This is a genomic window from Qipengyuania pacifica, assembly GCF_019857205.1.
In the GTDB taxonomy this organism is placed as follows: Bacteria; Pseudomonadota; Alphaproteobacteria; order Sphingomonadales; family Sphingomonadaceae; genus Qipengyuania; species Qipengyuania pacifica.
Genome location: NZ_JAHWXO010000003.1, coordinates 21,968 through 41,275, shown reverse-complemented (window position 1 = coordinate 41,275; position 19,308 = coordinate 21,968). Strand labels below are relative to the sequence as shown.

Below are 19,308 nucleotides of genomic sequence, written 5' to 3'. Positions count from 1 at the left end.
AAGCCTCATTTCTACCTCACACAGTCTTTGCACATGGGTTGGAAATCGAGTGGCAGCATCTTCTGGCGTCGGTCGATCTTGGGGAATGGCTCGCCCCACCCAAAGCCGTGCAAGCGCCGTGCTTCCTGCTCCAGTTCGGAAAGCCAATTCCCCCACTCGGGATAGATTGCCGCCGCCTCGCCACGCTCTTGCGCGGTTTGCATGGTGCCGCACATGCACTCGCCAGAACGGCAAAGCTGAGTGGCAACCGGGTTTAGCGGGGTTTTGCGGCTGCGCAGATAATCGTCGCGGCTCTGCTGGTCCCAATCGTGGATGAGGTTCACCCAGATATTGTTCGGGCAGGCAGGGTCACGACGGAATGTTTGCAAATGCTTCTGACGGTTCTCGCTTTCATCCTTGCGCGCACCGTTAAGGAGCATGACGCGAACATCACGCTTGCGCTGGCGAATGTGCTTGGAAACAGCCTTGCGGAACGGGGTGGCTTTCAGAATGCGATATGAAAAGCCGTGGGCGGCAATACCCTTGCCAAAGAAGCCCTTGCGCAAAACATAGTCTTCGTAAGCGGTGCCAGCGTCCGCTTCGACATATTCACCGAGACTGCCATAGTGGCTACGCACGAACTCACTGGTCTGCGGAATGCCGCAGCGTGTGTTGCCGTGCATAACGAGATCGATCTTTACGCCGAGTTCGCGCGCCACCTGATCACTGGCGGCGCTATCATAGCCGCCCGATACCATCGACACGATATGCGTCGGGCTGAAATCTTCGATGGCCTGCTTCAATATTGCGGCACTGGATGAAAGGAGTTTGCTCACGACGCCCCCTCCATCCAAGACACGGCACGAGGCGACCGGCGATCCCTCGGCTTGGCCATGTCGCCAAACACTGCGGCATCCGCGATGTCGTCATAGTGCTCGCTCAGAACCTCACTCAACGGGGCCAGAGCATCGACCAGATCGTCGCATTGCTCGATACCCGCACCGCCCTGGATGATCGCCACAAGCATGCGGACTTGCTCGCATTCGGTCATGTCTCGGGCGAAAGCGTCGATCTCGTCGTTGCGGGCCGTCTGGTTATAGGCGGTTAGGGCGCGGGTGATCGGGGTTACGGCGGTCATGGCAGCACAACCTCGGTGTCGCTGTCAGTCACGCGCGCCTTGAGGCCCATTTTCCTGACCGGCCCGTAACCCTCTACGAACTCAAGATCGGACAGGAATCCGTCCAGATCGATAATGCCGCGAGCCTGAAGCTGCGCGATGTGCTCAGCGTGTTGCTCAAGCGTGTAGAACGGGAAAAAGCTCGCGCGGAACTCTTCCATGAACGTGTCGTCAAACTTAGCGGGGTCTAGTTCGACCTCGATGGTTTGAGTAACTTCAACGGTGAAGGTTTGCGGCACCCCACCCTCGCGTTCGATCTTGGAGGGGGTCATTGGCCATCCTCCCGATAGGTGCAGTCACAGGGGCGTGGCAGATAAGCTGGCGCGATGGAGGTTGCGCAGTCGGATGCGTGGCGGCGCTTGCCGGACAAATAGATAAACAGGTCGGCAAGTGGCTCATGCAAAGCCTCGAGACGCTCCAGCTGATCTTCACTGTAGGAAGGCCCGAACGTGGGTTGACCCCAGTTCGTATCGCTCTCGGCGCTCTCGATTAGCTGGATCGCGCCAGCACAAAGCTGCGCCAGATCATCCAGAGTTTTCTCAAATTCAGGCCTACAAACGACGACTTCGGATTGAGCCTTGGCAACTGCTGCTAGCACGAAAATTTCGCCAGCGTGATTGCTGTTCTCAGCCGCCTCAATGGCTTTTCGTAGCGTGTTGCAGGCGTCCTCTACGTCTGCATCGGTATGCCTGGGCCCACCCTCGATCTTGGAGGGGGTCATGCTGGCACCTGCTCAGCATGGGCGTCAACCTGATCGACGGGAGTGATCCAATCGAGGCCGTTGAGGTGCGCGTCGCCAGTTCTCAGGCAGAATAGCGTGTCGCCGGTGTCATCGATGACCTTGAAGCTGTCCTCATCGTCATCAGCCCCGAAAGCTTCGTATGCCTTCCCGGGCGTTAGGTACTCATTGCACCCCTCCGGAGCGATCACTTCGCCTCGCATGGCTTTATGTGCGGCTAGTGCCTTCTGAGCTCGCGAGATAGCATTCGCGCAAACGTCACCACACAGGATCGCGCCCGCGTCTGTCGAAGCGTCTAGAAAATCGTCCTGGAGCGCATCGCTGATAACCTTGAGGCAGTCTCTGAGGGCGCCCGCAAGTTCGCTTGCCGTACCGTTGGAATTCGAGGTCATAACTACTCCCTTTCGCCAATCGGTGGATTGGTGGTGTGGGAGTAGGTTTAGGCTAGCTAAACGAATAACACAAGAGAAAAGTTTAGCCTGTCGAAACACGCTCCGGCTTGTTGGGTTTGTCGACCGACTCTCCAACAGCCTCATCGGCCTCGTGTGCCAGGCGGAGCATTTCAGCCCTTAGCTGGCGCAGCCGCATCGCATCGTCTGGATGCATCAGCAGTTCGTATGGCCGCAGGTTCAGGTATTCCGCGATCTCGTTTATATCGTCACGCGTATAGGCCTGCTTCCCGCTAGCGGTGAGGGAAACGCGCGCTTTGTTCCAATCGAGGTCGCGCACGATGTCCGCCTGCTTCTTATTAAGCGAGCGAAGCCATTGCTTCAGATACCAGTCGTGTCCGGGTGCAGCCATCCGCCGATTATAGATCGGTCGGAAAACATAGTCGTTTCGTCTGACTAAACAAAATGCTTGCGTCATTCGTTTAGTCTCGCTAAACCACTGGCTATGACGTTGCACAAATATCTCCAGCGGGCCGACGCAATGTCGCTGACCCAGCTAGCCACTGAGATGGGGGTTTCCAAAAGCCGCCTCTCTCAGCTTCGCAATTCAAGCGACTGGCCCGCCGAACTGGCGCTCAACGCTGAAAGTAAGACTGGTGGGGCGCTCAATGCTTCGCAGCTTTGCCCGGTGATTGCGAAGGCTCGGCAGACGGGAGTGGCAGCATGAGGTCGATCCCAGCCACACAGGGCTATTCGATGCTCTGCGACGACGAGGATTTTGAACGCCTCAACGCCCACTCTTGGTATGCGCACAATTGCAGCAACCCAAGCGGCAATCATAAACGCCCAGCCCGTCGCGAAAGCACCGGCAGGCGTAAGGTCATTTTCGCCCATCACGAAATCTTGGGGCGTCCGCCCAAAGGCATGGTGGTCGATCACATCAACGGCGATCCATGGGACAACCGCAAGGTCAATCTTCGCTTTGCGACCTTCGGCCAGAATGTCCGCAATCAACGCCGTGAACGCAAAGAGTGGGGCGGCGGAAAGGGCGTCCACCTCATCTCCGGGCATATCGTCGTTAAGATCATGGTCCGCGGCTCGCTTCATACCTTCTACGGGTTTGACACGATCCGAGAGGCCGATCTGGCATATGACGCGCTGGCCCTTCATTTGCATGGTGAATTCGCCAGCCTGAACCATCCAGATATTCCCACGGCGGCCATCTCGCCAGAAGCGTTGCGAGTGAAGCTTGAAGGCAAGAAGCCCTCGGCCCGCGTCCTCCGCTTCCTAAAGCTCGGCCATAACGCTGTGGATGCGGCCAAGCTCGCAGATTGCAGCGCATCAACCGCAGCCAAGGTCGCGAGAAAGCACGGTATCAAACTGAGCCGTGGGCGGCCTCGCAAAGTGAAGGAGGCAGCGTGATGATGAATCTCCTCGTCTCGCTCACCTACGACATGATCGCCGCCCGCTACGCGTTTCGCGGCGCTCTCCCCCGCCCCGCTAACGATCAGCATGGCCCCCTCTGCAATTGCCCGTTCTGTGAACACGGCTTGGGTCCGAGTGCGGCATGACCTCCTGCCCCTCCACCCTCGCTGCTGTGCGTGTCGCGCTGGCCCAGCCCTTTGCCGATCCGGTCAACGTCGGCGGCCTGCCTATGCGCCGCGCCGAAGCCCGTGCGCTCGAACGGCTCCTGACAACCAAACCCACTCGCCACCCCCTTGGCGAGGCGGCGAGCGCCAGCGTGGCCTCCACTCTCCCGGGTCGCGCTGGCGCTCAATCTCCGATCTCCTTTCATGAGGTTCGTAATGACTGATCAGGTCAAGCAAGTCTGTCGCCGCGAGCCGCAGACAAAGACAAACCTGTCGCGCGCACTCAGCGCTGCATGGGGTCGTGTCAGCAACGCCCTCGGAAAGGGTACATTCGCCGATAAGGCGGGCTTCGGCGATACGGTCACGATCAACCGCGCGCTGACAGGGCCATCGCTGCCATCGTCCGAGAACCTGCTCAATAGCCTCGCAGCCGATCCGAATGCGCTGGAAGAGGTTTTCGCTCTCTACGGTCTGGATTCGCCGCGTCCGAAGAACGCGCAGCCGGCCAACGACATGGACCTCGTTACGAACCTGTCCGGCACGGTCGCCGAGTACCTTCAGCGCCTTGCCGATGGGAAGCGCTGCCACGTCGATACCGCAGTGCTCGCCAAGCTGTTCCGCCCGCTGATCCCGCAGATGCAGGCCATCGTCGACGAAGACGCGAAGCGGAGGGCAGCATGAGCGACTGGCAGAAAGGCGATCTGGCGCAATGCATTCGCAACGTCAGCTGGATTCCAGAAGGCACCGATCATCGTGCTGATGACATTGGCACATTCAGCGAGACATTCTGCAAGCCCGTCACCGGCTCGATTTACACCGTGACGGACACGGCTGTGATGGGGCGTGAGCAACATGGCGGCGATGAGGGCGATGTTCTCTATCTGCTTTGCGAAGGCTTCCTCGCTTACTTCGACGCACGCCTGTTCCGCAAAGTCACCCCTCCCAAAGCCGACGAGTTCGACCGTGAAGTCATAGACCTCATGGTTGGCGGGAAGGTGCCAGCATGACCCCCTTCACCCGCGAAAACGTCCGTCTCTGGCTCGAAGAACTGCGGTTCGGTGCGCTGATCGGGCTCGGGCTGTGGGCGCTGGCAGAAGTGATTGGTGCCCTAGCCGCTTGGGCGGGGGTGTGGGCGTGATGGACCCGTATATCCAGTTTCTAACGCGCAAAGCTGTGACCGATCCCATGACGGGATTGGACAACCCGCCTGCGCTTCCCGACTGCCTGTTTCCTCACCAGCGCGATATCGTTCGGTGGGCGCTTAAGCGTGGTCGCGCGGCATTGTTCGCAGGAACGGGCCTCGGCAAGAGCCTGATGGAACTGGCGTGGGCGCAGGCAATCAATCAGGTAACCGGCAAAAATATCCTGCATCTCGCTCCGCTGGCTGTCTCGCAACAGATGGCGCGTGAAGCCGACAAGTTCGGCATCCCCGCGCGCATCGTCGCGTCACAAGATGATTGCAGCGCCGGTACAAACATCACGAACTATCAGAAGCTGGATCATTTCGATCTGTCGAAGTTCGGCGGCGTTATCCTGGATGAAAGCAGCATCCTCAAGAACACCGATGGCCACTACCGCACAAAGCTGATCGAAGCTTGCCAGGCCATCCCGTTCCGTCTCGCTGCGACCGCGACACCCGCGCCGAACGATTTCATGGAATTGGGCAACCACGCCGAGTTCCTTGGCATCATGTCCTATACCGACATGCTCGCCACATTCTTTGTTCACGATGGCGGCGACACGCAAAAATGGCGCCTCAAAGGACACGCTGAAAACGAGTTCTGGAAATGGATGGCCTCTTGGGCTGTCATGCTCCGGAAGCCGTCAGACCTTGGCTATGCGAACGATGGGTACGACTTGCCGCCGCTGCAATTCCGCCAGCATATCGTAGCCGCTGACTATGCGCCGGACGCTGAAATGGGAACGCTGTTCCCTATGCAGGCGCAGACGCTTTCGGAGCGTATCGCTGCACGTCGCACGACGGTAGAACCGCGCTGCGAAATGGCGGCATCAATAACGCCTTCGGATCGTCCTTTCGTCTGGTGGTGCAATCTAAATGGCGAAGCCGAACTTCTAGCCAAACAGATACCCGGCGCCGTCAATCTCCATGGTGGACTGAAAGAAGGCGAAAAAGAGCGCATCCTACTGGCATTCAGCGACGGTGAAATCCGCGTGCTGATAACCAAACCGAGCCTCGCTGGCTTCGGGATGAATTGGCAGCATTGCGCGGACACCGGGTTCGTCGGCCTCAACGACAGCTTCGAGCAGTTCTATCAGGCCGTGCGCAGGTTCTGGCGGTTTGGTCAGCAGAAGCCAGTCACCGCTCACATTATTGCCAGCGAACTTGAGGGCGCAACTGTCGCCAACATCAAACGCAAGGAAGCTGACGCAGATCGCATGGCGGCGGCCATGGTCATGCACATGGCCGATCTGTCGAGCGAAGCCGTGCGCGGCAGCGTGCGCGACACCCCGAATTACACTCCGTCCGTCCCAGTGACGATCCCCGCATTCTTGGAGAGAGCAGCATGATCGAGGGCATTAAATGCGTCGAGCAGCAAGTAACCGACGAATACGCAATTTATCAGGGTGATAGCTGCGAGGTTATCCGCGCGATCCCCGGTGACAGCATTCACTTCGGTGTTCACTCGCCACCGTTCGAGGGGCTTTACAAGTTTTCGAACTTCGACCGCGACATATCGAACAATGAGGGGCCCGGCTTTTGGGAGCACTATGGGTTCCTGATTTCCGAATTGCTGCGCGTGACAATGCCTGGCCGTCTCCATGCCGTTCACGTCATGCAGTTGCCGACAAGCAAGGTGCGGCACGGCTTTATCGGGATGCGCGACTTCCGCGGTGAAGTTGTCCGCGCTTACGAGGATGCAGGCTGGATCTTCCATAGCGAGGTTTGCATTTGGAAAGACCCCGTAGTCGCTCAGCAGCGCACTAAGTCTATTCGTCTGCTCCACAAGCAGATCGTCAAGGATAGCTGCATCAGCGGGCAAGGACTGGCTGACTACATTCTCACGTTCCGCAAGCCCGGCGAGAACCCCGAGCCGGTCTCCGGTTGCTTCGATCGATATAGCGGAACCGATGAACCCGATCGCAGCAAGTACACGACGCCCACGGATGGACGTAACTGGTATTCGATCGAAGTCTGGCAGCGTTACGCATCGCCGGTTTGGATGGATATCAACCAGACACGCACCCTGCAGTATCGTGGCGGGCGAGACGAGAAAGACGAACAGCACATATCGCCGCTGCAACTCGACGTTATCGAGCGATGCATCGACCTGTGGAGCAATCCCGGCGACACTGTTTTGACCCCGTTCCTTGGCATCGGCAGCGAAGTTTACAGCGCGGTTCAGATGGGTCGCAAAGGCATCGGGATCGAACTGAAGCCCTCGTATTTCGCGCAGGCCAAGCGGAACCTCGAAAAAGCGAAAGCGGACCTGGGCGGTCTGTTCGCGAGCGCCGCATGACCAACAACTACGGCCCCGTCCTGTTCGCAATCGCCTTTACGCTGACGACCGTGACCGGCTTCGGCCTGGCCAAGTGGGCGGGTCTCATATGACCAATTCAACCAAGGAGAGTACCATGAATGCACAGGTGAAGGTCGAGCCTCCAACGCTCGACAAGCTACGGGAGCCGTTTCCCCAACACCACATCAGCAAACTGCCGAAGCCCACCAAGGCACAGAATGACGCAGTTAAGGCGGACTTCAAAAAGGGCATCCGCTGCAAGATTTGCGGTGGCTGGCATCATCCTGACGTGGTTCATCTGGATTACGTCGGCCATGCCGCGCTGACCGATCGCCTGCTCGACACCGACCCCCACTGGTACTGGGAGCCGGTGTCCTTCGGGCAGGATGGTCTTCCGGCCTTCGATCAAAACGGCGGGCTCTGGATCAAGCTAACCGTCCTTGATGTCACCCGCCTAGGGTATGGCTCAGCGGACGGCAAGAAGGGCGGCGACGCCATCAAGGAAATCATCGGAGACGCGCTGCGCAATGCAGCGATGCGTTTCGGTGCTGCTCTGGACCTCTGGCACAAGGGCGACCTCCACGCGGACGAACCGACGGCTGAAGAGGCCAAGGAACCGAAGGCTGAGATGCCGGATGCCGAATGGGCGCGTCTTGCCGGGCTGATTAAAGCCACCGGCACGGACACCGCTGACATGTGCAAGCACTACGGCGTCGAGAACCTGCGTCACCTTGATCAGGACCAATACGGCAAGGCGCTTGAGGCCCTGAACACCAAGCTCGCCAGGATGGCGAAGGCCGAGAGCGATCAGAAGGCCAAGCAATCCGAAAAACCCGCGTCGGACTTCGCCGAAGTCCTTGAAGACGAAATTCCTTACTGAGGAGAGCCCCCATGCAATACCAATCCAGCAAGGGGCCTGTCGCGATCGACACCATGCCCCTCTCGTATGCGAAGAACGCGCTGAACAAGCTTCGCCGTACCGAGCCCGACCGTACCGCCGAGATCGATGCGCTAGACGCTCACGTCACGAAGCTGACGGACGAAGCGACCGAGGCAGCGCTCAATCCGCGCGCGCAGATCGGTGGCAATGAGCCCCCGCCCGAGGCGGAAATCAAGCCTGAATGGGAAGCGGTCAAGATCCACATGGACGACTTGCTGACCGAAGCGGCCAACTGGGCCGACGGCACTCAGATCGAGAACCAGGAACAGGCCGACAAGGTGGGCAAGCTCCGCCAGCTTTTGCAGGACTCGGCCAAGCTCGCGGACAAAGCCCGCGTCGAAGAGAAGAAGCCGCTCGACGACAAGATCGCCGAGATTCAGGACCGCTACAACGCCTACACCGCGCCGCTGAAGAACAAGAAGCCGGGCTCGGTAAGCAAGGCGGTGCAGGCTCTCGGTAACCTCCTTACGCCGTGGCTGAACAAGCTCGAGGCAGAAAAGCGCGCTCGTGAAGACGCCGCGCGCAAGGAAGCCGAAGAAAAGCAGGCCGCTGCCCTCGCCGCCCGTCAGGAAGCGAAAAAGGCCGACGACCTGTCCAAGATGGATCAGGCGGACGACCTGCTCGCTCAAGCCGAAGAAGCCGCCTCGGCCCTGAAGTCGGTCGAACGCGAAAAGGTGCAGGCGAAGGGCGAGTTCCGCGCGATCGGCATGCGTTCTTATTGGTCTGCTGCGCTCAACCCGGGCGAAGGCGGCAAAGCCCTTGTCCACTACGCCAAGGCGCAGCCCGATCGGGTGAAGGCCTTCCTCCAAACACTGGCCGATGAGGATGTTCGCCGCGGCATGCGCGAGATCCCCGGCTTCACAATCACCGAAGATCGGAAGGTGGCATAATGGCCGGCTCACTCAACAAGGTCATGCTGATCGGCAATCTCGGCGCTGACCCTGAAGTCCGCAGCTTTCAGAACGGTGGCAAGGTCGCGAACCTTCGCATCGCCACAAGCGAAAGCTGGAAAGATAAGAACACCGGTGAGCGCCAAGAGCGCACCGAGTGGCATACCGTGGCTATTTTCAACGAAGGCCTGATCGGCGTCGTCGAGCGCTTCTTGCGCAAAGGTAGCAAGATCTACGTCGAGGGCCAGCTGACGACCCGCAAGTGGCAGGATCAGTCCGGCAACGACCGATACAGCACCGAGATCCACCTGCGCGGAATGAATGGCGTGCTGACGATGCTCGACAGCGCTGGCGGTGAACGCGGCGAGCGCAGACAAACCTACGAAGACGCGCCCGACACCGGCGCCGACGATTCCGACCTTCCATTTTAACCAAGGAGAAAGACGATGGCAGAAGCCACCGACGATAGACTGCGCCTTTTGATCGAACGCATCGAGCGTCTCGAAGAGGAAAAGAAGGGCATCGCTGACGACGTTCGCGATGTGTACGCCGAAGCGAAGGCAGTCGGTTACGACACCAAGATCATGCGCCAGGTCATTCGCCTGCGCGCGATGAAGCCTGACGAGCGTTCCGAACAGGAAACCATCCTCGAGATGTACAAAGCGGCGCTCGGCATCGGCTGATGCTTCCTCGGCGCCTCCCTAAAGCCGATAAGCGGCCCGGACGCTGGAAAAGTCCCGCGCACTGCAACTTTGTGCGGGACCATCACTGCTGCGTTCCGGGCTGCGACAACCGGCCGATCGAGGTCGCGCATGTTCGGCGTGGGTCAGATGCTGGCATGGGCCGCAAACCCTCTGACTGGCACACGATCAGCCTGTGCCGCGATCATCATCACGAGCAGCACACAATTGGCGAGAGCAGCTTCGAGAGCGAGCACGGCATTAATATGGCCGCGTTGGCCGATGCCTTCGCCAAGTCCAGCCCAAAGAAAGCTGAAATCGTCAAGGCGAAGCGGGAGCGTGGGCTATGAAAGATACCGCCACTTTCCGGAAACAGGGCTTGTCCCTCGCACCGTCGTCGCGCGACGCGCGGGACATCATGGCCAAGCTTGCTGAAGGCGAACGCGTCTTCATGCAGGTGTGGAAGCCGCGGAACATGGCCCAGCATCGCAAGTACTTCGCCATCCTGAACAATGTGGTCGAGGCTACCGGCAAGTGGACCTCGACCGAGCACCTGCGCAAAGACATTCTGATCGCGCTCCACCTGTTCGACGAGGAAGTCGACCAGTTCACCGGAGAAATCCGCAAAATCCCTCACAGCATGGCCGTCGCGTCTATGAAGCGCGACGCCTTCGAGCGCCTGTACGACGACACCATTCGTCTGCTGACGGACGCGCTCGGCTGTGATCCCGAACTTCTACTGGAGGAAGCCGCATGAGCCTGTTCTCATTCCTTCGCCGCGCGCCCGACGCAAGCGATGCAGCCCGCACAATGCGGAAGGCAGGCATTGCCAAAGATCGCGCGCTCATCCGTGCCAACGTGGACGCGATGCGCGCCCGCATGGGTCTTCCTGCTGCGCGGTGGCCGCAATGATAACCGATCGGCAACTCGCATACGAAGCGTACCGCATCCGCCGCATGGAAGAGATGCTTGAGAACGCAGAGCGCAAGCTCGCCGGGCTCTACCGCGAGGCGCGGCGTTACAACCTGAGCGCGCTTCTTGATATGCCGTCCGCTGCTGACGCGGCGTGGGAGCGTCACGTCCTCTTGGCCAAGCTGGACGCTGCCGAGCGTGGCGATCCATACACACTGGAGGGGAAATGAAGATCACCCTCCCATGGCCGGATAAGCGTCTCAGCCCGAATGCGCGCCTCCATTACATGGCGCTGTATCGCGCGAAGGCGAAAGCCAAGGACGATGCCTGGACGCTCACCCGCGAAGTGTACCCGACGAGAGCCGCTCGCGATGCTTTTGCGGGCGACGCTCCCATCCCGCTCGTCATCACGATCACTCCGCCCGACAAGCGCAAGCGTGACCGCGACAACATGCAGTATATGCTGAAGGCCGCTCTCGACGGGATCGCGTTGGGGCTGGATGTCGACGACTATCGCTTTCACCCGACCTATCGCTTCAACGCGCCAGAGAAGCCCGGACGCATCGAGGTGGCGCTATGAGCCATCCTATCGAAAAGACGTGCCCGAAGTGCGGAGCGCCCGCCGGTCAACGCTGCTTGGGTGTTCGTGGTGAGCGCAAGGCCTTTCATCGCGAGAGAGGTGCGCGATCTCCAATCGTGCCCGCCTGCGAAATCGAACTCGATTTAACCGACACTCCGATTGAACACCTCCTCCTATCCGCGATCATCGACTGGCTGAGCCACGAGGCCTCGCAAGCCGAAGTGATAACGCAAGCCGCGATTGGTCCGTATCGTGCTGATATCTTGCTCAAGGATGGAGGCCGTTCGCTCGTTATCGAGGCCGACGGAGCGGCGTATCACAATAGCGATGAAGCGATTCAGCGAGATAAGCGCCGTGACCGTTACTGTGTGATCCATGGATATGCGGTCATGCGCTTCACCGGCCGGGAAATTCATTCGGACCCGCGCGGCTGCGCTGCTGAAGTTGGCCAATGGCTACGGGGGCCCAAATGAGCAGCGAAGCACTAGCCTGGGCGTTCAAGCAAGAATGCAAATCCAGCAGCGTGAAGTTCACGCTCGTCGCCCTGTGCGAGTGCGCCAACTATCGCACCGGTCGCATCTATCCATCGGTAGAACACCTATGCGAAATCACCGGCCAGAACCGCAAAACCATCATCGGCAATATTGCTGAACTTGAACGGCAAGGCGTCCTAGTCGACACTGGCGAACGAACCGGAAAAACCAAGCAAATCAAAGTTTACCAAGCCGCTATGGGAAGCATCCCAAAAGCGGAACCGTCCCAAAAACGGAACAGTTCCGAAAATGGACGGAAACAGTCCCAAAAACGGGACACGGAACCTTCTAAGGAACCTTCTATCGGTTTATCTGACGATAAACCTCGGAGCGCGCGACAAGCCGAAGAGGTTCTTGAGCGCTGGGCCTCCATGGCAAAGCCGCTAAGCCTGTCCTGCTGGGAAAAGCTGACACCGAAGCGCCGCAGGACGATCAACGCCCGCATCTCCGAACACGGTTTCGACGCCATCACTCAGGCCATCGAGCACGTTCCGAAGAGTGCTTTCCTCCGAGGTGAAACCGGCAACTGGAACGGCGCAAACCTCGATTTCTTCACCCGACCGGACACCATCCCCAAGATCCTCGAAGGCCAATACGATGACAGACAGCGGACCTCCCCAAACTCAAGCTATCGTTCGACAGGAACCGCAACCGCCGCACAGCGCGCAATCGCCAGCCTCGGTGGCTGAGCGCGTCTCGATCCTTTCGGCGAGCCTGGCACGCGTTCGGCCCGCCGGTATGTCCGACGATGCGGCGCACGAATGGCTCACTGTCTGCGCTACGGATGTTGCCCATCTTCCGGCCTCCGTACTTCAGCAGGCCGCGAAGGAAGCGGGCCGCACCGTGACGCACCATGGCCAGATCATCCCGGCGATCCTCGGCAGCTTCACGGTCAAGAGCCACGAGCAGCACGAGCGCACAGTTCGCCAGCTTCAGCGGGACGGCCATTCGCTCCCCGGTCGAAGCGCCCCCGCCCTGACCGATCGCCGCGGCGGATCGAAGCAGATTGGCAGCATCAAAGCGATCGAGGATCAACGTGGCTAATGCCCTTTCGCCCCATACCGGCGCCGGGCTTCTCGCGCATATCCGGCAAGAAGAACCCACCGAACGCATCGGACGGCTACTGGGTGCAGCTTCGCACGGGTTGGTGCGACGAATTGGCACCATGGCCTGCGACCGGGCCGCGCTGGATCCACGATGGAACTGCGGGCGACGTCATCGCGGTTCGCAAGGCATGAACTACCCCCAAGGAGCGCGGCCATGAGGCACGAGCGGCTATTGCTCACGATCGATGAATCGCTTCAGGTTGTTGCCGAGATCAATCGGTGGTGTCGGCGCACCGGGACCAACTACAATCGCTTCGTCACCGCTGCTGGCGTTCGTCCCTCGCTTCGATCCTCTGTTCGTCGCGGGACCAGGCTGACTATCACGACGGCTGAGATCATTCGCTCCACCATGGCCGACAATCCCCGCGGCATCGAATGGGAGGAACACAAGCGCCGGGTGAAGCGCCGGGCCAGTGAACGGCTCAAGCGTGTCCAGCAGCGCGAGCGTATCGAATTCCCTGCCGTACTCGTCCGCGTCGATCGCACGCCCTGCCCGCGTTGTGGGGTTCGCAAGGACATTGGTTGCAAGCATTTTCCGAAAGAGGCTCAGTGATGGGTAAGTCGATCACCACCCCTGACCGCGAGAAGATCACTCGCCACGTCCTGGCAGAACTATCCGCGGGCATACCGATCAGTCGCACCCTCGGTGAAGATCGTGAGCAATGGCTGTGCTGCGAGCGGACGTTCTGGAATTGGTATTACGAGGCTGATGCGGAAGACCCTGATGGGTTGGTGCAGAAAGTCGCGCGCGCGAGGCATTGTGGCATCGAGGCGAAAATGGATATGGCTATGCGCGTTGCCGAGACACCCATGATCGGCGAAATCAAGGTCGACAAGGTGGTCAACATCGGCGGTGTGGCGATGCCATTCACCGAAGTTCGCCACGAAGACATGCTCGGGCACCGCAAGCTGGTCGTCGATACGATCCACAAGCAAGCGCAGATGCTCAAACCAAAGACCTACGGGGCAAGGCTCGACGTCACCAGCGGCGGCGAACGGATCCAGCGCGATGCGGGCGAGGTCGAGAAATTCTCCCGCCTGGCAGCGCTGATGGCTGAGAAACGCGAGCAGGGCTTGCTTCCTGCGCCGGAAGAGGACTAATCTATGCCGCATGTGGATAATCTGGCTCATCGTGATAGCGTCCGGCTTCTACGCCGCGATGGGCCTCAAGGCGCTGATCTTCGACGGCAGCGTGATGTGCGATCCGCCGGCTGTATCGGGCGGAATATTCATGGTCTCGCTGGCTCTCGGAATGGGCTGGATGTAGGCGGTGACGCATGAACTTCCCGACCACGCCACAAGGTTGGGAAGCCCTCTACGCCGCAGCTGACGATGAACTTCGCGCCGAGATAGACCACCTCTTCGAAGCCGATCTTGCCGAACATATCTGGCGCGCTCAGGTCGGCAGGCAATCCGAAGCCGCGGACGCAACCGCATTCGTGACCGGCTATGGCGGCTCTGCTGGCGGCGGAAAGTCGGACCTGATCTGCGGGCTGGCACTGACCGAACATCGACGCACGGCCATCTTCCGGCGCGAGAAAGCGCAGACCGAAGGCCTTGTGCAGCGCATGACCGAAATTCTCGGCACGACCGATGGGCTCAACTCGCAAAAGGGCATCTGGAAGACGCACACGGATGGCGCCGAACGACTGATCGAATTCGCGGGTCTCGACAATCCGACCGATCACCAAAAGTGGCAGGGCCGCGCGCACGACCTCAAGGCATACGACGAAGTCACCGAGCAACGCGAAGGGCAGGTGCGGTTCACGATGGGCTGGACGCGTACCAACCTCTCCGATCAACGCGCGCGTGTATTGATGACGTTCAACCCGCCTACAACTGCCGAGGGCCGCTGGGTGCTGGAATTCTTCGGTCCATGGCTCGACAAAAAGCACCCTGAGCCCGCGCAGCCCGGCGAAGTGCGTTGGGTGACGACAATCAAGGGCCGCGATGTCTGGATGCCGGACAATCGCAAGTTCGTGCTGTTCCGCGGCGAACCGGTCTACGACTTCGACCCGTCCGAATTCTCGCCTGAGAAAGTCATCACGCCGAAGTCGCGCACGTTCATCCCATCACGCGTCACCGATAATTATTTCTACGTCCGCTCGGGCTACATCGAAACGCTGCAATCACTGCCCGAACCACTGCGTTCGCAAATGCTCGAAGGCGATTTCTCCGCAGGTGTCGAGGACGATGAATGGCAGGTTATCCCGACAGCATGGGTCGATGCGGCCATGGAGCGATGGGAGCCGCGTGACGCAAAGGGCGAGATGGATTCAATGGGCGTCGACGTGGCGACCGGCGGCTCCGACAACTTCGTCATCGCGCCCCGCTATTCCGCATGGTTCGACGAGCTCATCACCATCCCCGGCCATGACATTCCGCAGCTCACCGCAGGGCGTGTCGGCGCGTCCAAGGTCATCGAGCATCGCCGCGATCGGGCGCCGGTGCATATCGACCTCATCGGATGGGGGCTGACCGTCTACAACGTACTCGTCGAGGACCAAATACAGACCGTCGGCATCAACGCGGCTCGCGGCTCCAAGGAGCAGACGGTCGACGGCATGTTCGGGTTCTTCAACCTGCGCTCTGAACTGGTGTGGCGCATGCGCGAAACCCTAGACCCGGCAAACCCGGTGAAGTGCGCGCTGCCGAACGATCCGGCGCTGAAGGCCGATCTGTGCGCCTACAAGTGGACGCCGGTGAAGGGTCCGAAGAAGACCGTCATCAAGGTCCGCTCGAAAGACGAAATGAAAGAGGATCTGGGCCGCTCACCCGACAAGGGCGATGCGGTGATCATGGCCAACATCGACACGCTCAAGGAAGAGGTTGTGCAGGCGATGATGGTGAAGAAGGCTTACAACCCATACGAGGAACTATGAAATGAACATTGTTGAAACTCTCATCTCCACTGCCGAGAACACTTTCGTCGCCAAGTTCGGCAAGCCAATCGAAGTCGAAGCGCGAATGAAGGATGGCGTGCCCGATGTAACATTCCGGATGGTGAAGCCGGGGCTACTACCGACTGCAGTCGAGCGCGCGTTCTTCGAAGGCGTGGTGCATGGTTATCGCGAGGCCTTGGGTGTGCTGCTGCGCAAGTCCGAGCCCGACACGGTAAACTGAATGGCTAACCAACTCGCCGAAGGGTGCGCAATCGGGCTGCACCCGTGGGGCCCATGGTCTCAGCAGCACGGCGTTTACACGCGCCAGTGTCGCGAGTGCGGAAAGGTGCAGCAGAGCGCGACCGATCCTGAACCGCCTAACTGTGCTCGCCACGACCCCTACGCGGACCTCTGACCCAATTTTGAGATACGATTAGCGCCGCCATAGCGTCACTCGCGGAAAGGAAATTCCGCGATGTGCATGGCTCCCGACGTTCCCGAACCTCCCCCGCCCCCGGCTCAGCGCCAGGCGATGAAGGCTCCCGAAACCAAATCGGCCGGCATCGACGATCCCATGCGTCGTCGCCGTGGCTATGCCGCGCTCGTGTCCCGCGCTTCTCCAAGCGCCAACACTCCGCTGACGACCTCGACGCTCGGTGGCTAATCCCGTCACCCTCTTCAAGCAGCGTGGCCAGGACTGGATCGCGCTCGTCTGCGGTTGCGGACAACAGCAGCAGTCGCCGGACAAGGGCGATGGCAAAATAGTCTGTGCAGCCTGCGGCAAGGAGCACGATGCCAATGGCTGAAGGCACGCTTTCGCTGCGCAAGAAACCCGACAGTGCGCCGTCTTCCGAGCGCGGCCGCCGCGACCATGTGGAGAAACGCGCCAAGTCGTTGAAGGCGCAACGCTCAGGCGACGAAGACGATTGGCATTCGATCGCCGACTTCTCGGGTTACGGTGAGATACCGGGCTTGCGCGTCAAGAGCGGCAGCGGCGGTCGGCGCCCGAAGATGCGCCAGTTGATCGATAGCTATCCCATCCTCTCATTCCGCACGATCGAGGGTGGGATGTATTCGGGCCTTTCGAGTCCGAACCGCCCGTGGTTCGATTTCAGCTTCGCCGATCCGGAACTCAACGAATACGCCGCCGCGCGCGAGTGGAAAGACCAGTTTCAGTCGATCATCTACCGCATGTTCGACGCGTCCAATTTCTACCAGGTCGCACGCCAGAACTACGGTGAGATGGCCCGCTTTGGCCCGGCCTGCGGATTAATGACCGAACACCCGATCGAAGTCGCGCCATGTCTTGCACAACCGATCGGCACATTCTGGCTCGGCTTCAACAGCGCATTTGGCGTCGACACACTGCTGCGCGACTGCCCGATGACGGTCGACCAGATCGTCGAGAAATTCGTCGCCGGTCCCGGTGGGCGCATGAACTGGTCTGCCGTCAGCACGTATGTAAAAAACCAGTGGTACGCTTCGAATTACGATACCGTAGTTCACTGCAAGCAACTGATCGAGCCCGGCAGTGGCCTACGCTTCGACGCAACCATCTGGGACGAAAAGGACGACCGCAAGAACGCGGTACTCGAAGCCAAGTGGTACGGCGAACGGCCCTTCTGGGGACCACGCTGGAATACGCGTGACGGATCCGGTTATGGTCGAGGCGTAGGCCACGACGCACTTGGCGACATGCGCGAACTGGCCATGCAGGCGAAGCGCAAGCGCGAACTGACCGACCTCCTTGCCAAGCCGCCGACTGCCGGTGTCGCTCGCGATCTGGACATGCGGCCCGGTGCCCATACGCACGTTGCCGACCTGAGTGCCGTTCAGGCTGCGAAGCCGATCTACGAGGTCAATCCGCAAGCGCTGTCGGCGGTGCGGGAGGACATTCGCGAGATCAAGGAGCAGATCGACCGGCTGACCTATGCCGATCTGTTCATGGCGATCACGAACATGCCGGGCGTGCAGCCGCGCAATATCGAGGAAATCCTCAAGCGCGATGAGGAAAAGCTCAGCCAGATTGGCCCCGTGGTCGAGATGGTGAACGACGACATGCTTCCTATCGCAGTCGAGCGCATAATCAGCATTGCTGAACGTGGTGGATTGATTCCGGAAGCGCCTGAAGAACTGCAGGGCCGCGAGCTCAAGGTTGAGTTCGTCTCCATCCTGTCGATGGCGCAGAAAATGCTCGGCCTGTCCTCGACCGAACGCGTGGTCGGCTTTGTCGGTTCGCTCGGTCAGGTCTTCGGCCCACAGGTTCTCGACAAGATCGACCCCGACGCGATTATCGACGATTACGCCGAACGCGCCAACCTTCCTGCCTCGGCAATTCGTGACAGCGCGATGGTCGAGCAAATGCGCAAGTCGCGCCAGCAGCAGGAACAGATGGCGGAGATGGCGGCGCTCGCGTCTCCTGCCAAGGACGCCACCACTGCGGCCCAGAACATCGCCGAGATGTCAAATGACGGGGCACGGTTTTGAGCCGGGCATACGACAGGCTTCTCGCTGAAGACCGCGAGCGGTTGATGCGGGACGAAGGCTTCCGCCGCCTGCTTTTTGAGATTTATAGTGCGGCCGGTATCACCAAGATAACTCGCGAAGAGCAGCAACGCCTTTTCCATGAAGGCAAGCGCTCCTTGGGGCTCGAAATCCTTGGCTGGTTCTCGGCAACGCCCGTGGACCCGATCGACGCAATAGCTGCGGCCATCGAAGCCAAGAGAGAACTCACCCCTGAAGGAGCGAACCATGACGACCGAGACTACCCAGAATGACACGTCCACCGAGACCGCTGATGCTGGCGCGACTACAGCGCTTGGCGATGCGGCCACGGCAGATACCACGACCGACACCTCCGACACGGATACGGGTGCGGTAACGAACGACGACGCTGACACGAGCGGTGATGACACAACCACCGAAGTCACTGGCGCACCCGACACATATGACACCGCAGCCTGGGCACTGCCCGATGGTGTTGAGTTCGACACTGAAGGCTTCGACGCTGTCGAGCCCGTCCTGCGCGAGCTGAACCTCGATAACGATCAGGCTGGCAAGCTGATGGGCGCCTATGCCGAAAAGATCGTGCCGATGATAGAAGCGCGTGCCGGTCAGAAGATGGACGATGCGGCTAAGGAACTGAGCGCCAATCTCGCTCGCGACCTTCAGGCCGATCCCGAAGTCGGCGGCGCGAAGCTGAAAGAGGCTCAAGCGTACAGCGCGAAGGCGATTGCTGCGGCTATCCCCGATGCGGCGCTGCGCTCCGAATTCTCGACATTCCTCAACGAAAGCGGGCTCGGGAATCATCCCCTGCTCACTCGCGTCCTCAACGTCGCCGGTCGCGCGATGTCCGAGGCGACTACTCCTCCGGCGGGTGCCGGTGGGGGCGATAAGTCTGCGGCCGAAGTGTTCTACGGAAGGAAAGGGTAAG

37 protein-coding genes and 1 pseudogene are annotated in these 19,308 nt (G+C 59.9%); 32 read left to right on the top strand and 6 right to left on the bottom strand.

The features are described from left to right. Positions 1 to 11: 11 nt before the first annotated feature. The 6 genes from KYK83_RS05495 to KYK83_RS05470 all read right to left on the bottom strand — a co-directional run bounded on the left by KYK83_RS05495 (position 12) and on the right by KYK83_RS05470 (position 2,696). Entirely contained in the window at positions 12 to 815 is an 804-nt protein-coding gene (locus tag KYK83_RS05495) for a phosphoadenosine phosphosulfate reductase domain-containing protein (RefSeq protein ID WP_222827509.1), read from the bottom strand. Next, entirely contained in the window at positions 812 to 1,117 is a 306-nt protein-coding gene (locus KYK83_RS05490) for a hypothetical protein (protein ID WP_222827508.1), read from the bottom strand. Before KYK83_RS05490 ends, KYK83_RS05495 begins: the two co-directional genes overlap by 4 nt. Then, positions 1,114 to 1,428: a hypothetical protein gene (locus tag KYK83_RS05485; RefSeq protein ID WP_222827507.1), complete on the bottom strand. Its 315-nt coding sequence runs from the start codon at positions 1,426 to 1,428 to the stop codon at positions 1,114 to 1,116. Before KYK83_RS05485 ends, KYK83_RS05490 begins: the two co-directional genes overlap by 4 nt. Then, positions 1,425 to 1,877, bottom strand: a complete 453-nt coding sequence (locus KYK83_RS05480; RefSeq protein ID WP_222827506.1) for a hypothetical protein — start codon at positions 1,875 to 1,877, stop codon at positions 1,425 to 1,427. The genes KYK83_RS05485 and KYK83_RS05480 overlap by 4 nt, the downstream gene beginning before the upstream one ends. Continuing rightward, the gene (locus KYK83_RS05475; RefSeq protein ID WP_222827505.1) at positions 1,874 to 2,287 is read right to left on the bottom strand and encodes a hypothetical protein; all 414 of its coding nucleotides are present in this window, start codon (positions 2,285 to 2,287) and stop codon (positions 1,874 to 1,876) included. Before KYK83_RS05475 ends, KYK83_RS05480 begins: the two co-directional genes overlap by 4 nt. 82 nt (positions 2,288 to 2,369) lie before the next feature. Continuing rightward, positions 2,370 to 2,696, bottom strand: a complete 327-nt coding sequence (locus KYK83_RS05470) for a hypothetical protein (RefSeq protein WP_222827504.1) — start codon at positions 2,694 to 2,696, stop codon at positions 2,370 to 2,372. A 93-nt stretch (positions 2,697 to 2,789) separates the two neighbouring features. On the opposite strand from KYK83_RS05470, the gene KYK83_RS05465 reads away from it, so the two are divergent. The 32 genes and pseudogenes from KYK83_RS05465 to KYK83_RS05315 all read left to right on the top strand — a co-directional run bounded on the left by KYK83_RS05465 (position 2,790) and on the right by KYK83_RS05315 (position 19,307). After that, positions 2,790 to 3,011, top strand: a complete 222-nt coding sequence (locus tag KYK83_RS05465) for a hypothetical protein (protein ID WP_222827503.1) — start codon at positions 2,790 to 2,792, stop codon at positions 3,009 to 3,011. Further along, on the top strand, positions 3,008 to 3,706 hold the full coding sequence (locus tag KYK83_RS05460) for an HNH endonuclease (protein ID WP_346729421.1): 699 nt from the start codon (positions 3,008 to 3,010) through the stop codon (positions 3,704 to 3,706). Before KYK83_RS05465 ends, KYK83_RS05460 begins: the two co-directional genes overlap by 4 nt. Next, positions 3,706 to 3,855 carry a hypothetical protein gene (locus tag KYK83_RS05455; protein WP_222827501.1) on the top strand — a complete coding sequence of 50 codons (150 nt, stop codon included), beginning with the start codon at positions 3,706 to 3,708 and terminating at the stop codon, positions 3,853 to 3,855. The genes KYK83_RS05460 and KYK83_RS05455 overlap by 1 nt, the downstream gene beginning before the upstream one ends. Continuing rightward, positions 3,852 to 4,097: a hypothetical protein gene (locus tag KYK83_RS05450; protein ID WP_222827500.1), complete on the top strand. Its 246-nt coding sequence runs from the start codon at positions 3,852 to 3,854 to the stop codon at positions 4,095 to 4,097. The genes KYK83_RS05455 and KYK83_RS05450 overlap by 4 nt, the downstream gene beginning before the upstream one ends. Next, positions 4,090 to 4,554 carry a hypothetical protein gene (locus tag KYK83_RS05445; protein ID WP_222827499.1) on the top strand — a complete coding sequence of 155 codons (465 nt, stop codon included), beginning with the start codon at positions 4,090 to 4,092 and terminating at the stop codon, positions 4,552 to 4,554. Before KYK83_RS05450 ends, KYK83_RS05445 begins: the two co-directional genes overlap by 8 nt. Then, positions 4,551 to 4,880 carry a hypothetical protein gene (locus KYK83_RS05440; RefSeq protein ID WP_222827498.1) on the top strand — a complete coding sequence of 110 codons (330 nt, stop codon included), beginning with the start codon at positions 4,551 to 4,553 and terminating at the stop codon, positions 4,878 to 4,880. Before KYK83_RS05445 ends, KYK83_RS05440 begins: the two co-directional genes overlap by 4 nt. Further along, positions 4,877 to 5,011: a hypothetical protein gene (locus tag KYK83_RS17400; RefSeq protein WP_283249913.1), complete on the top strand. Its 135-nt coding sequence runs from the start codon at positions 4,877 to 4,879 to the stop codon at positions 5,009 to 5,011. Before KYK83_RS05440 ends, KYK83_RS17400 begins: the two co-directional genes overlap by 4 nt. Next, positions 5,011 to 6,402 carry a DEAD/DEAH box helicase gene (locus tag KYK83_RS05435; protein ID WP_346729433.1) on the top strand — a complete coding sequence of 464 codons (1,392 nt, stop codon included), beginning with the start codon at positions 5,011 to 5,013 and terminating at the stop codon, positions 6,400 to 6,402. Before KYK83_RS17400 ends, KYK83_RS05435 begins: the two co-directional genes overlap by 1 nt. Beyond that, complete coding sequence (locus KYK83_RS05430; protein WP_222827496.1) at positions 6,399 to 7,352, top strand: DNA-methyltransferase; 954 nt, start codon at positions 6,399 to 6,401, stop codon at positions 7,350 to 7,352. The genes KYK83_RS05435 and KYK83_RS05430 overlap by 4 nt, the downstream gene beginning before the upstream one ends. 115 nt (positions 7,353 to 7,467) lie before the next feature. Then, positions 7,468 to 8,232, top strand: a complete 765-nt coding sequence (locus KYK83_RS05425) for a hypothetical protein (RefSeq protein WP_222827495.1) — start codon at positions 7,468 to 7,470, stop codon at positions 8,230 to 8,232. 11 nt (positions 8,233 to 8,243) lie between these two features. Beyond that, on the top strand, positions 8,244 to 9,182 hold the full coding sequence (locus KYK83_RS05420) for a hypothetical protein (RefSeq protein ID WP_222827494.1): 939 nt from the start codon (positions 8,244 to 8,246) through the stop codon (positions 9,180 to 9,182). Further along, a pseudogene (gene ssb, locus KYK83_RS05415) lies at positions 9,182 to 9,547 on the top strand (single-stranded DNA-binding protein); the annotation flags it as partial. The gene KYK83_RS05420 and the pseudogene ssb, both read left to right, overlap by 1 nt. Before the next feature lie 81 nt (positions 9,548 to 9,628). Beyond that, positions 9,629 to 9,865, top strand: a complete 237-nt coding sequence (locus KYK83_RS05410; protein ID WP_222827492.1) for a DUF2312 domain-containing protein — start codon at positions 9,629 to 9,631, stop codon at positions 9,863 to 9,865. Beyond that, positions 9,865 to 10,212, top strand: a complete 348-nt coding sequence (locus KYK83_RS05405) for a DUF968 domain-containing protein (RefSeq protein ID WP_222827491.1) — start codon at positions 9,865 to 9,867, stop codon at positions 10,210 to 10,212. Before KYK83_RS05410 ends, KYK83_RS05405 begins: the two co-directional genes overlap by 1 nt. Next, a complete protein-coding gene (locus tag KYK83_RS05400) occupies positions 10,209 to 10,619 on the top strand; it encodes a DUF1367 family protein (protein ID WP_222827490.1) in 411 nt (136 codons plus the stop codon). The genes KYK83_RS05405 and KYK83_RS05400 overlap by 4 nt, the downstream gene beginning before the upstream one ends. Next, entirely contained in the window at positions 10,616 to 10,774 is a 159-nt protein-coding gene (locus tag KYK83_RS05395; RefSeq protein ID WP_222827489.1) for a hypothetical protein, read from the top strand. Before KYK83_RS05400 ends, KYK83_RS05395 begins: the two co-directional genes overlap by 4 nt. Further along, entirely contained in the window at positions 10,771 to 11,004 is a 234-nt protein-coding gene (locus tag KYK83_RS05390; protein WP_222827488.1) for a hypothetical protein, read from the top strand. The genes KYK83_RS05395 and KYK83_RS05390 overlap by 4 nt, the downstream gene beginning before the upstream one ends. Next, positions 11,001 to 11,354: a RusA family crossover junction endodeoxyribonuclease gene (locus KYK83_RS05385; protein ID WP_222827487.1), complete on the top strand. Its 354-nt coding sequence runs from the start codon at positions 11,001 to 11,003 to the stop codon at positions 11,352 to 11,354. Before KYK83_RS05390 ends, KYK83_RS05385 begins: the two co-directional genes overlap by 4 nt. Beyond that, the gene (locus KYK83_RS05380) at positions 11,351 to 11,827 is read left to right on the top strand and encodes an endonuclease domain-containing protein (protein ID WP_222827486.1); all 477 of its coding nucleotides are present in this window, start codon (positions 11,351 to 11,353) and stop codon (positions 11,825 to 11,827) included. Before KYK83_RS05385 ends, KYK83_RS05380 begins: the two co-directional genes overlap by 4 nt. Continuing rightward, positions 11,824 to 12,576, top strand: coding sequence for a helix-turn-helix domain-containing protein (locus KYK83_RS05375; protein WP_222827485.1), 753 nt, complete (start codon positions 11,824 to 11,826; stop codon positions 12,574 to 12,576). The genes KYK83_RS05380 and KYK83_RS05375 overlap by 4 nt, the downstream gene beginning before the upstream one ends. Next, positions 12,569 to 12,931, top strand: coding sequence for a hypothetical protein (locus KYK83_RS05370; protein WP_222827484.1), 363 nt, complete (start codon positions 12,569 to 12,571; stop codon positions 12,929 to 12,931). Before KYK83_RS05375 ends, KYK83_RS05370 begins: the two co-directional genes overlap by 8 nt. Next, entirely contained in the window at positions 12,931 to 13,125 is a 195-nt protein-coding gene (locus KYK83_RS05365) for a hypothetical protein (protein WP_222827483.1), read from the top strand. Before KYK83_RS05370 ends, KYK83_RS05365 begins: the two co-directional genes overlap by 1 nt. Before the next feature lie 22 nt (positions 13,126 to 13,147). Then, positions 13,148 to 13,546, top strand: a complete 399-nt coding sequence (locus tag KYK83_RS05360) for a hypothetical protein (RefSeq protein ID WP_222827482.1) — start codon at positions 13,148 to 13,150, stop codon at positions 13,544 to 13,546. After that, a complete protein-coding gene (locus KYK83_RS05355; protein ID WP_222827481.1) occupies positions 13,546 to 14,094 on the top strand; it encodes a terminase small subunit-like protein in 549 nt (182 codons plus the stop codon). Before KYK83_RS05360 ends, KYK83_RS05355 begins: the two co-directional genes overlap by 1 nt. A 10-nt stretch (positions 14,095 to 14,104) precedes the next feature. Then, positions 14,105 to 14,260, top strand: a complete 156-nt coding sequence (locus tag KYK83_RS05350; protein ID WP_222827480.1) for a hypothetical protein — start codon at positions 14,105 to 14,107, stop codon at positions 14,258 to 14,260. Positions 14,261 to 14,270: 10 nt separating this feature from the next. Beyond that, a complete protein-coding gene (locus KYK83_RS05345) occupies positions 14,271 to 15,875 on the top strand; it encodes a terminase family protein (protein ID WP_222827479.1) in 1,605 nt (534 codons plus the stop codon). Position 15,876: 1 nt separating this feature from the next. Further along, on the top strand, positions 15,877 to 16,116 hold the full coding sequence (locus KYK83_RS05340; protein ID WP_222827478.1) for a hypothetical protein: 240 nt from the start codon (positions 15,877 to 15,879) through the stop codon (positions 16,114 to 16,116). 240 nt (positions 16,117 to 16,356) lie between these two features. Next, positions 16,357 to 16,539, top strand: coding sequence for a hypothetical protein (locus KYK83_RS05335; protein WP_222827477.1), 183 nt, complete (start codon positions 16,357 to 16,359; stop codon positions 16,537 to 16,539). Then, positions 16,532 to 16,681, top strand: coding sequence for a hypothetical protein (locus tag KYK83_RS05330; protein ID WP_222827476.1), 150 nt, complete (start codon positions 16,532 to 16,534; stop codon positions 16,679 to 16,681). The genes KYK83_RS05335 and KYK83_RS05330 overlap by 8 nt, the downstream gene beginning before the upstream one ends. After that, positions 16,674 to 18,362, top strand: coding sequence for a portal protein (locus KYK83_RS05325; RefSeq protein WP_222827475.1), 1,689 nt, complete (start codon positions 16,674 to 16,676; stop codon positions 18,360 to 18,362). The genes KYK83_RS05330 and KYK83_RS05325 overlap by 8 nt, the downstream gene beginning before the upstream one ends. Then, positions 18,359 to 18,652 carry a hypothetical protein gene (locus KYK83_RS05320; RefSeq protein ID WP_222827474.1) on the top strand — a complete coding sequence of 98 codons (294 nt, stop codon included), beginning with the start codon at positions 18,359 to 18,361 and terminating at the stop codon, positions 18,650 to 18,652. The genes KYK83_RS05325 and KYK83_RS05320 overlap by 4 nt, the downstream gene beginning before the upstream one ends. Further along, the gene (locus tag KYK83_RS05315; RefSeq protein ID WP_222827473.1) at positions 18,627 to 19,307 is read left to right on the top strand and encodes a hypothetical protein; all 681 of its coding nucleotides are present in this window, start codon (positions 18,627 to 18,629) and stop codon (positions 19,305 to 19,307) included. The genes KYK83_RS05320 and KYK83_RS05315 overlap by 26 nt, the downstream gene beginning before the upstream one ends. The last annotated feature ends 1 nt before the right edge of the window (position 19,308 follow it).

Excerpts from the sequence above, each read along its gene's own strand:
- KYK83_RS05485 (WP_222827507.1), bottom strand. The coding sequence starts at position 1,428 with ATGACCCCCTCCAAGATCGAACGCGAGGGTGGGGTGCCGCAAACCTTC.
- KYK83_RS05440 (WP_222827498.1), top strand. The coding sequence starts at position 4,551 with ATGAGCGACTGGCAGAAAGGCGATCTGGCGCAATGCATTCGCAACGTC.
- KYK83_RS05360 (WP_222827482.1), top strand. The coding sequence starts at position 13,148 with ATGAGGCACGAGCGGCTATTGCTCACGATCGATGAATCGCTTCAGGTT.
- KYK83_RS05355 (WP_222827481.1), top strand. The coding sequence starts at position 13,546 with ATGGGTAAGTCGATCACCACCCCTGACCGCGAGAAGATCACTCGCCAC.
- KYK83_RS05400 (WP_222827490.1), top strand. The coding sequence starts at position 10,209 with ATGAAAGATACCGCCACTTTCCGGAAACAGGGCTTGTCCCTCGCACCG.
- KYK83_RS05365 (WP_222827483.1), top strand. The coding sequence starts at position 12,931 with ATGCCCTTTCGCCCCATACCGGCGCCGGGCTTCTCGCGCATATCCGGC.
- KYK83_RS05335 (WP_222827477.1), top strand. The coding sequence starts at position 16,357 with ATGGCTCCCGACGTTCCCGAACCTCCCCCGCCCCCGGCTCAGCGCCAG.
- KYK83_RS05470 (WP_222827504.1), bottom strand. The coding sequence starts at position 2,696 with ATGGCTGCACCCGGACACGACTGGTATCTGAAGCAATGGCTTCGCTCG.
- KYK83_RS05435 (WP_346729433.1), top strand. The coding sequence starts at position 5,011 with ATGGACCCGTATATCCAGTTTCTAACGCGCAAAGCTGTGACCGATCCC.
- KYK83_RS05340 (WP_222827478.1), top strand. The coding sequence starts at position 15,877 with ATGAACATTGTTGAAACTCTCATCTCCACTGCCGAGAACACTTTCGTC.
- KYK83_RS05420 (WP_222827494.1), top strand. The coding sequence starts at position 8,244 with ATGCAATACCAATCCAGCAAGGGGCCTGTCGCGATCGACACCATGCCC.
- KYK83_RS05455 (WP_222827501.1), top strand. The coding sequence starts at position 3,706 with ATGATGAATCTCCTCGTCTCGCTCACCTACGACATGATCGCCGCCCGC.
- KYK83_RS05375 (WP_222827485.1), top strand. The coding sequence starts at position 11,824 with ATGAGCAGCGAAGCACTAGCCTGGGCGTTCAAGCAAGAATGCAAATCC.
- KYK83_RS05405 (WP_222827491.1), top strand. The coding sequence starts at position 9,865 with ATGCTTCCTCGGCGCCTCCCTAAAGCCGATAAGCGGCCCGGACGCTGG.
- KYK83_RS05475 (WP_222827505.1), bottom strand. The coding sequence starts at position 2,287 with ATGACCTCGAATTCCAACGGTACGGCAAGCGAACTTGCGGGCGCCCTC.
- KYK83_RS05430 (WP_222827496.1), top strand. The coding sequence starts at position 6,399 with ATGATCGAGGGCATTAAATGCGTCGAGCAGCAAGTAACCGACGAATAC.
- KYK83_RS05490 (WP_222827508.1), bottom strand. The coding sequence starts at position 1,117 with ATGACCGCCGTAACCCCGATCACCCGCGCCCTAACCGCCTATAACCAG.
- KYK83_RS05395 (WP_222827489.1), top strand. The coding sequence starts at position 10,616 with ATGAGCCTGTTCTCATTCCTTCGCCGCGCGCCCGACGCAAGCGATGCA.
- KYK83_RS17400 (WP_283249913.1), top strand. The coding sequence starts at position 4,877 with ATGACCCCCTTCACCCGCGAAAACGTCCGTCTCTGGCTCGAAGAACTG.
- KYK83_RS05345 (WP_222827479.1), top strand. The coding sequence starts at position 14,271 with ATGAACTTCCCGACCACGCCACAAGGTTGGGAAGCCCTCTACGCCGCA.
- KYK83_RS05380 (WP_222827486.1), top strand. The coding sequence starts at position 11,351 with ATGAGCCATCCTATCGAAAAGACGTGCCCGAAGTGCGGAGCGCCCGCC.
- KYK83_RS05465 (WP_222827503.1), top strand. The coding sequence starts at position 2,790 with ATGACGTTGCACAAATATCTCCAGCGGGCCGACGCAATGTCGCTGACC.
- KYK83_RS05410 (WP_222827492.1), top strand. The coding sequence starts at position 9,629 with ATGGCAGAAGCCACCGACGATAGACTGCGCCTTTTGATCGAACGCATC.
- KYK83_RS05445 (WP_222827499.1), top strand. The coding sequence starts at position 4,090 with ATGACTGATCAGGTCAAGCAAGTCTGTCGCCGCGAGCCGCAGACAAAG.
- KYK83_RS05450 (WP_222827500.1), top strand. The coding sequence starts at position 3,852 with ATGACCTCCTGCCCCTCCACCCTCGCTGCTGTGCGTGTCGCGCTGGCC.
- KYK83_RS05325 (WP_222827475.1), top strand. The coding sequence starts at position 16,674 with ATGGCTGAAGGCACGCTTTCGCTGCGCAAGAAACCCGACAGTGCGCCG.
- KYK83_RS05315 (WP_222827473.1), top strand. The coding sequence starts at position 18,627 with ATGACGACCGAGACTACCCAGAATGACACGTCCACCGAGACCGCTGAT.
- KYK83_RS05480 (WP_222827506.1), bottom strand. The coding sequence starts at position 1,877 with ATGACCCCCTCCAAGATCGAGGGTGGGCCCAGGCATACCGATGCAGAC.
- KYK83_RS05390 (WP_222827488.1), top strand. The coding sequence starts at position 10,771 with ATGATAACCGATCGGCAACTCGCATACGAAGCGTACCGCATCCGCCGC.
- KYK83_RS05350 (WP_222827480.1), top strand. The coding sequence starts at position 14,105 with ATGTGGATAATCTGGCTCATCGTGATAGCGTCCGGCTTCTACGCCGCG.
- KYK83_RS05460 (WP_346729421.1), top strand. The coding sequence starts at position 3,008 with ATGAGGTCGATCCCAGCCACACAGGGCTATTCGATGCTCTGCGACGAC.
- KYK83_RS05385 (WP_222827487.1), top strand. The coding sequence starts at position 11,001 with ATGAAGATCACCCTCCCATGGCCGGATAAGCGTCTCAGCCCGAATGCG.
- KYK83_RS05425 (WP_222827495.1), top strand. The coding sequence starts at position 7,468 with ATGAATGCACAGGTGAAGGTCGAGCCTCCAACGCTCGACAAGCTACGG.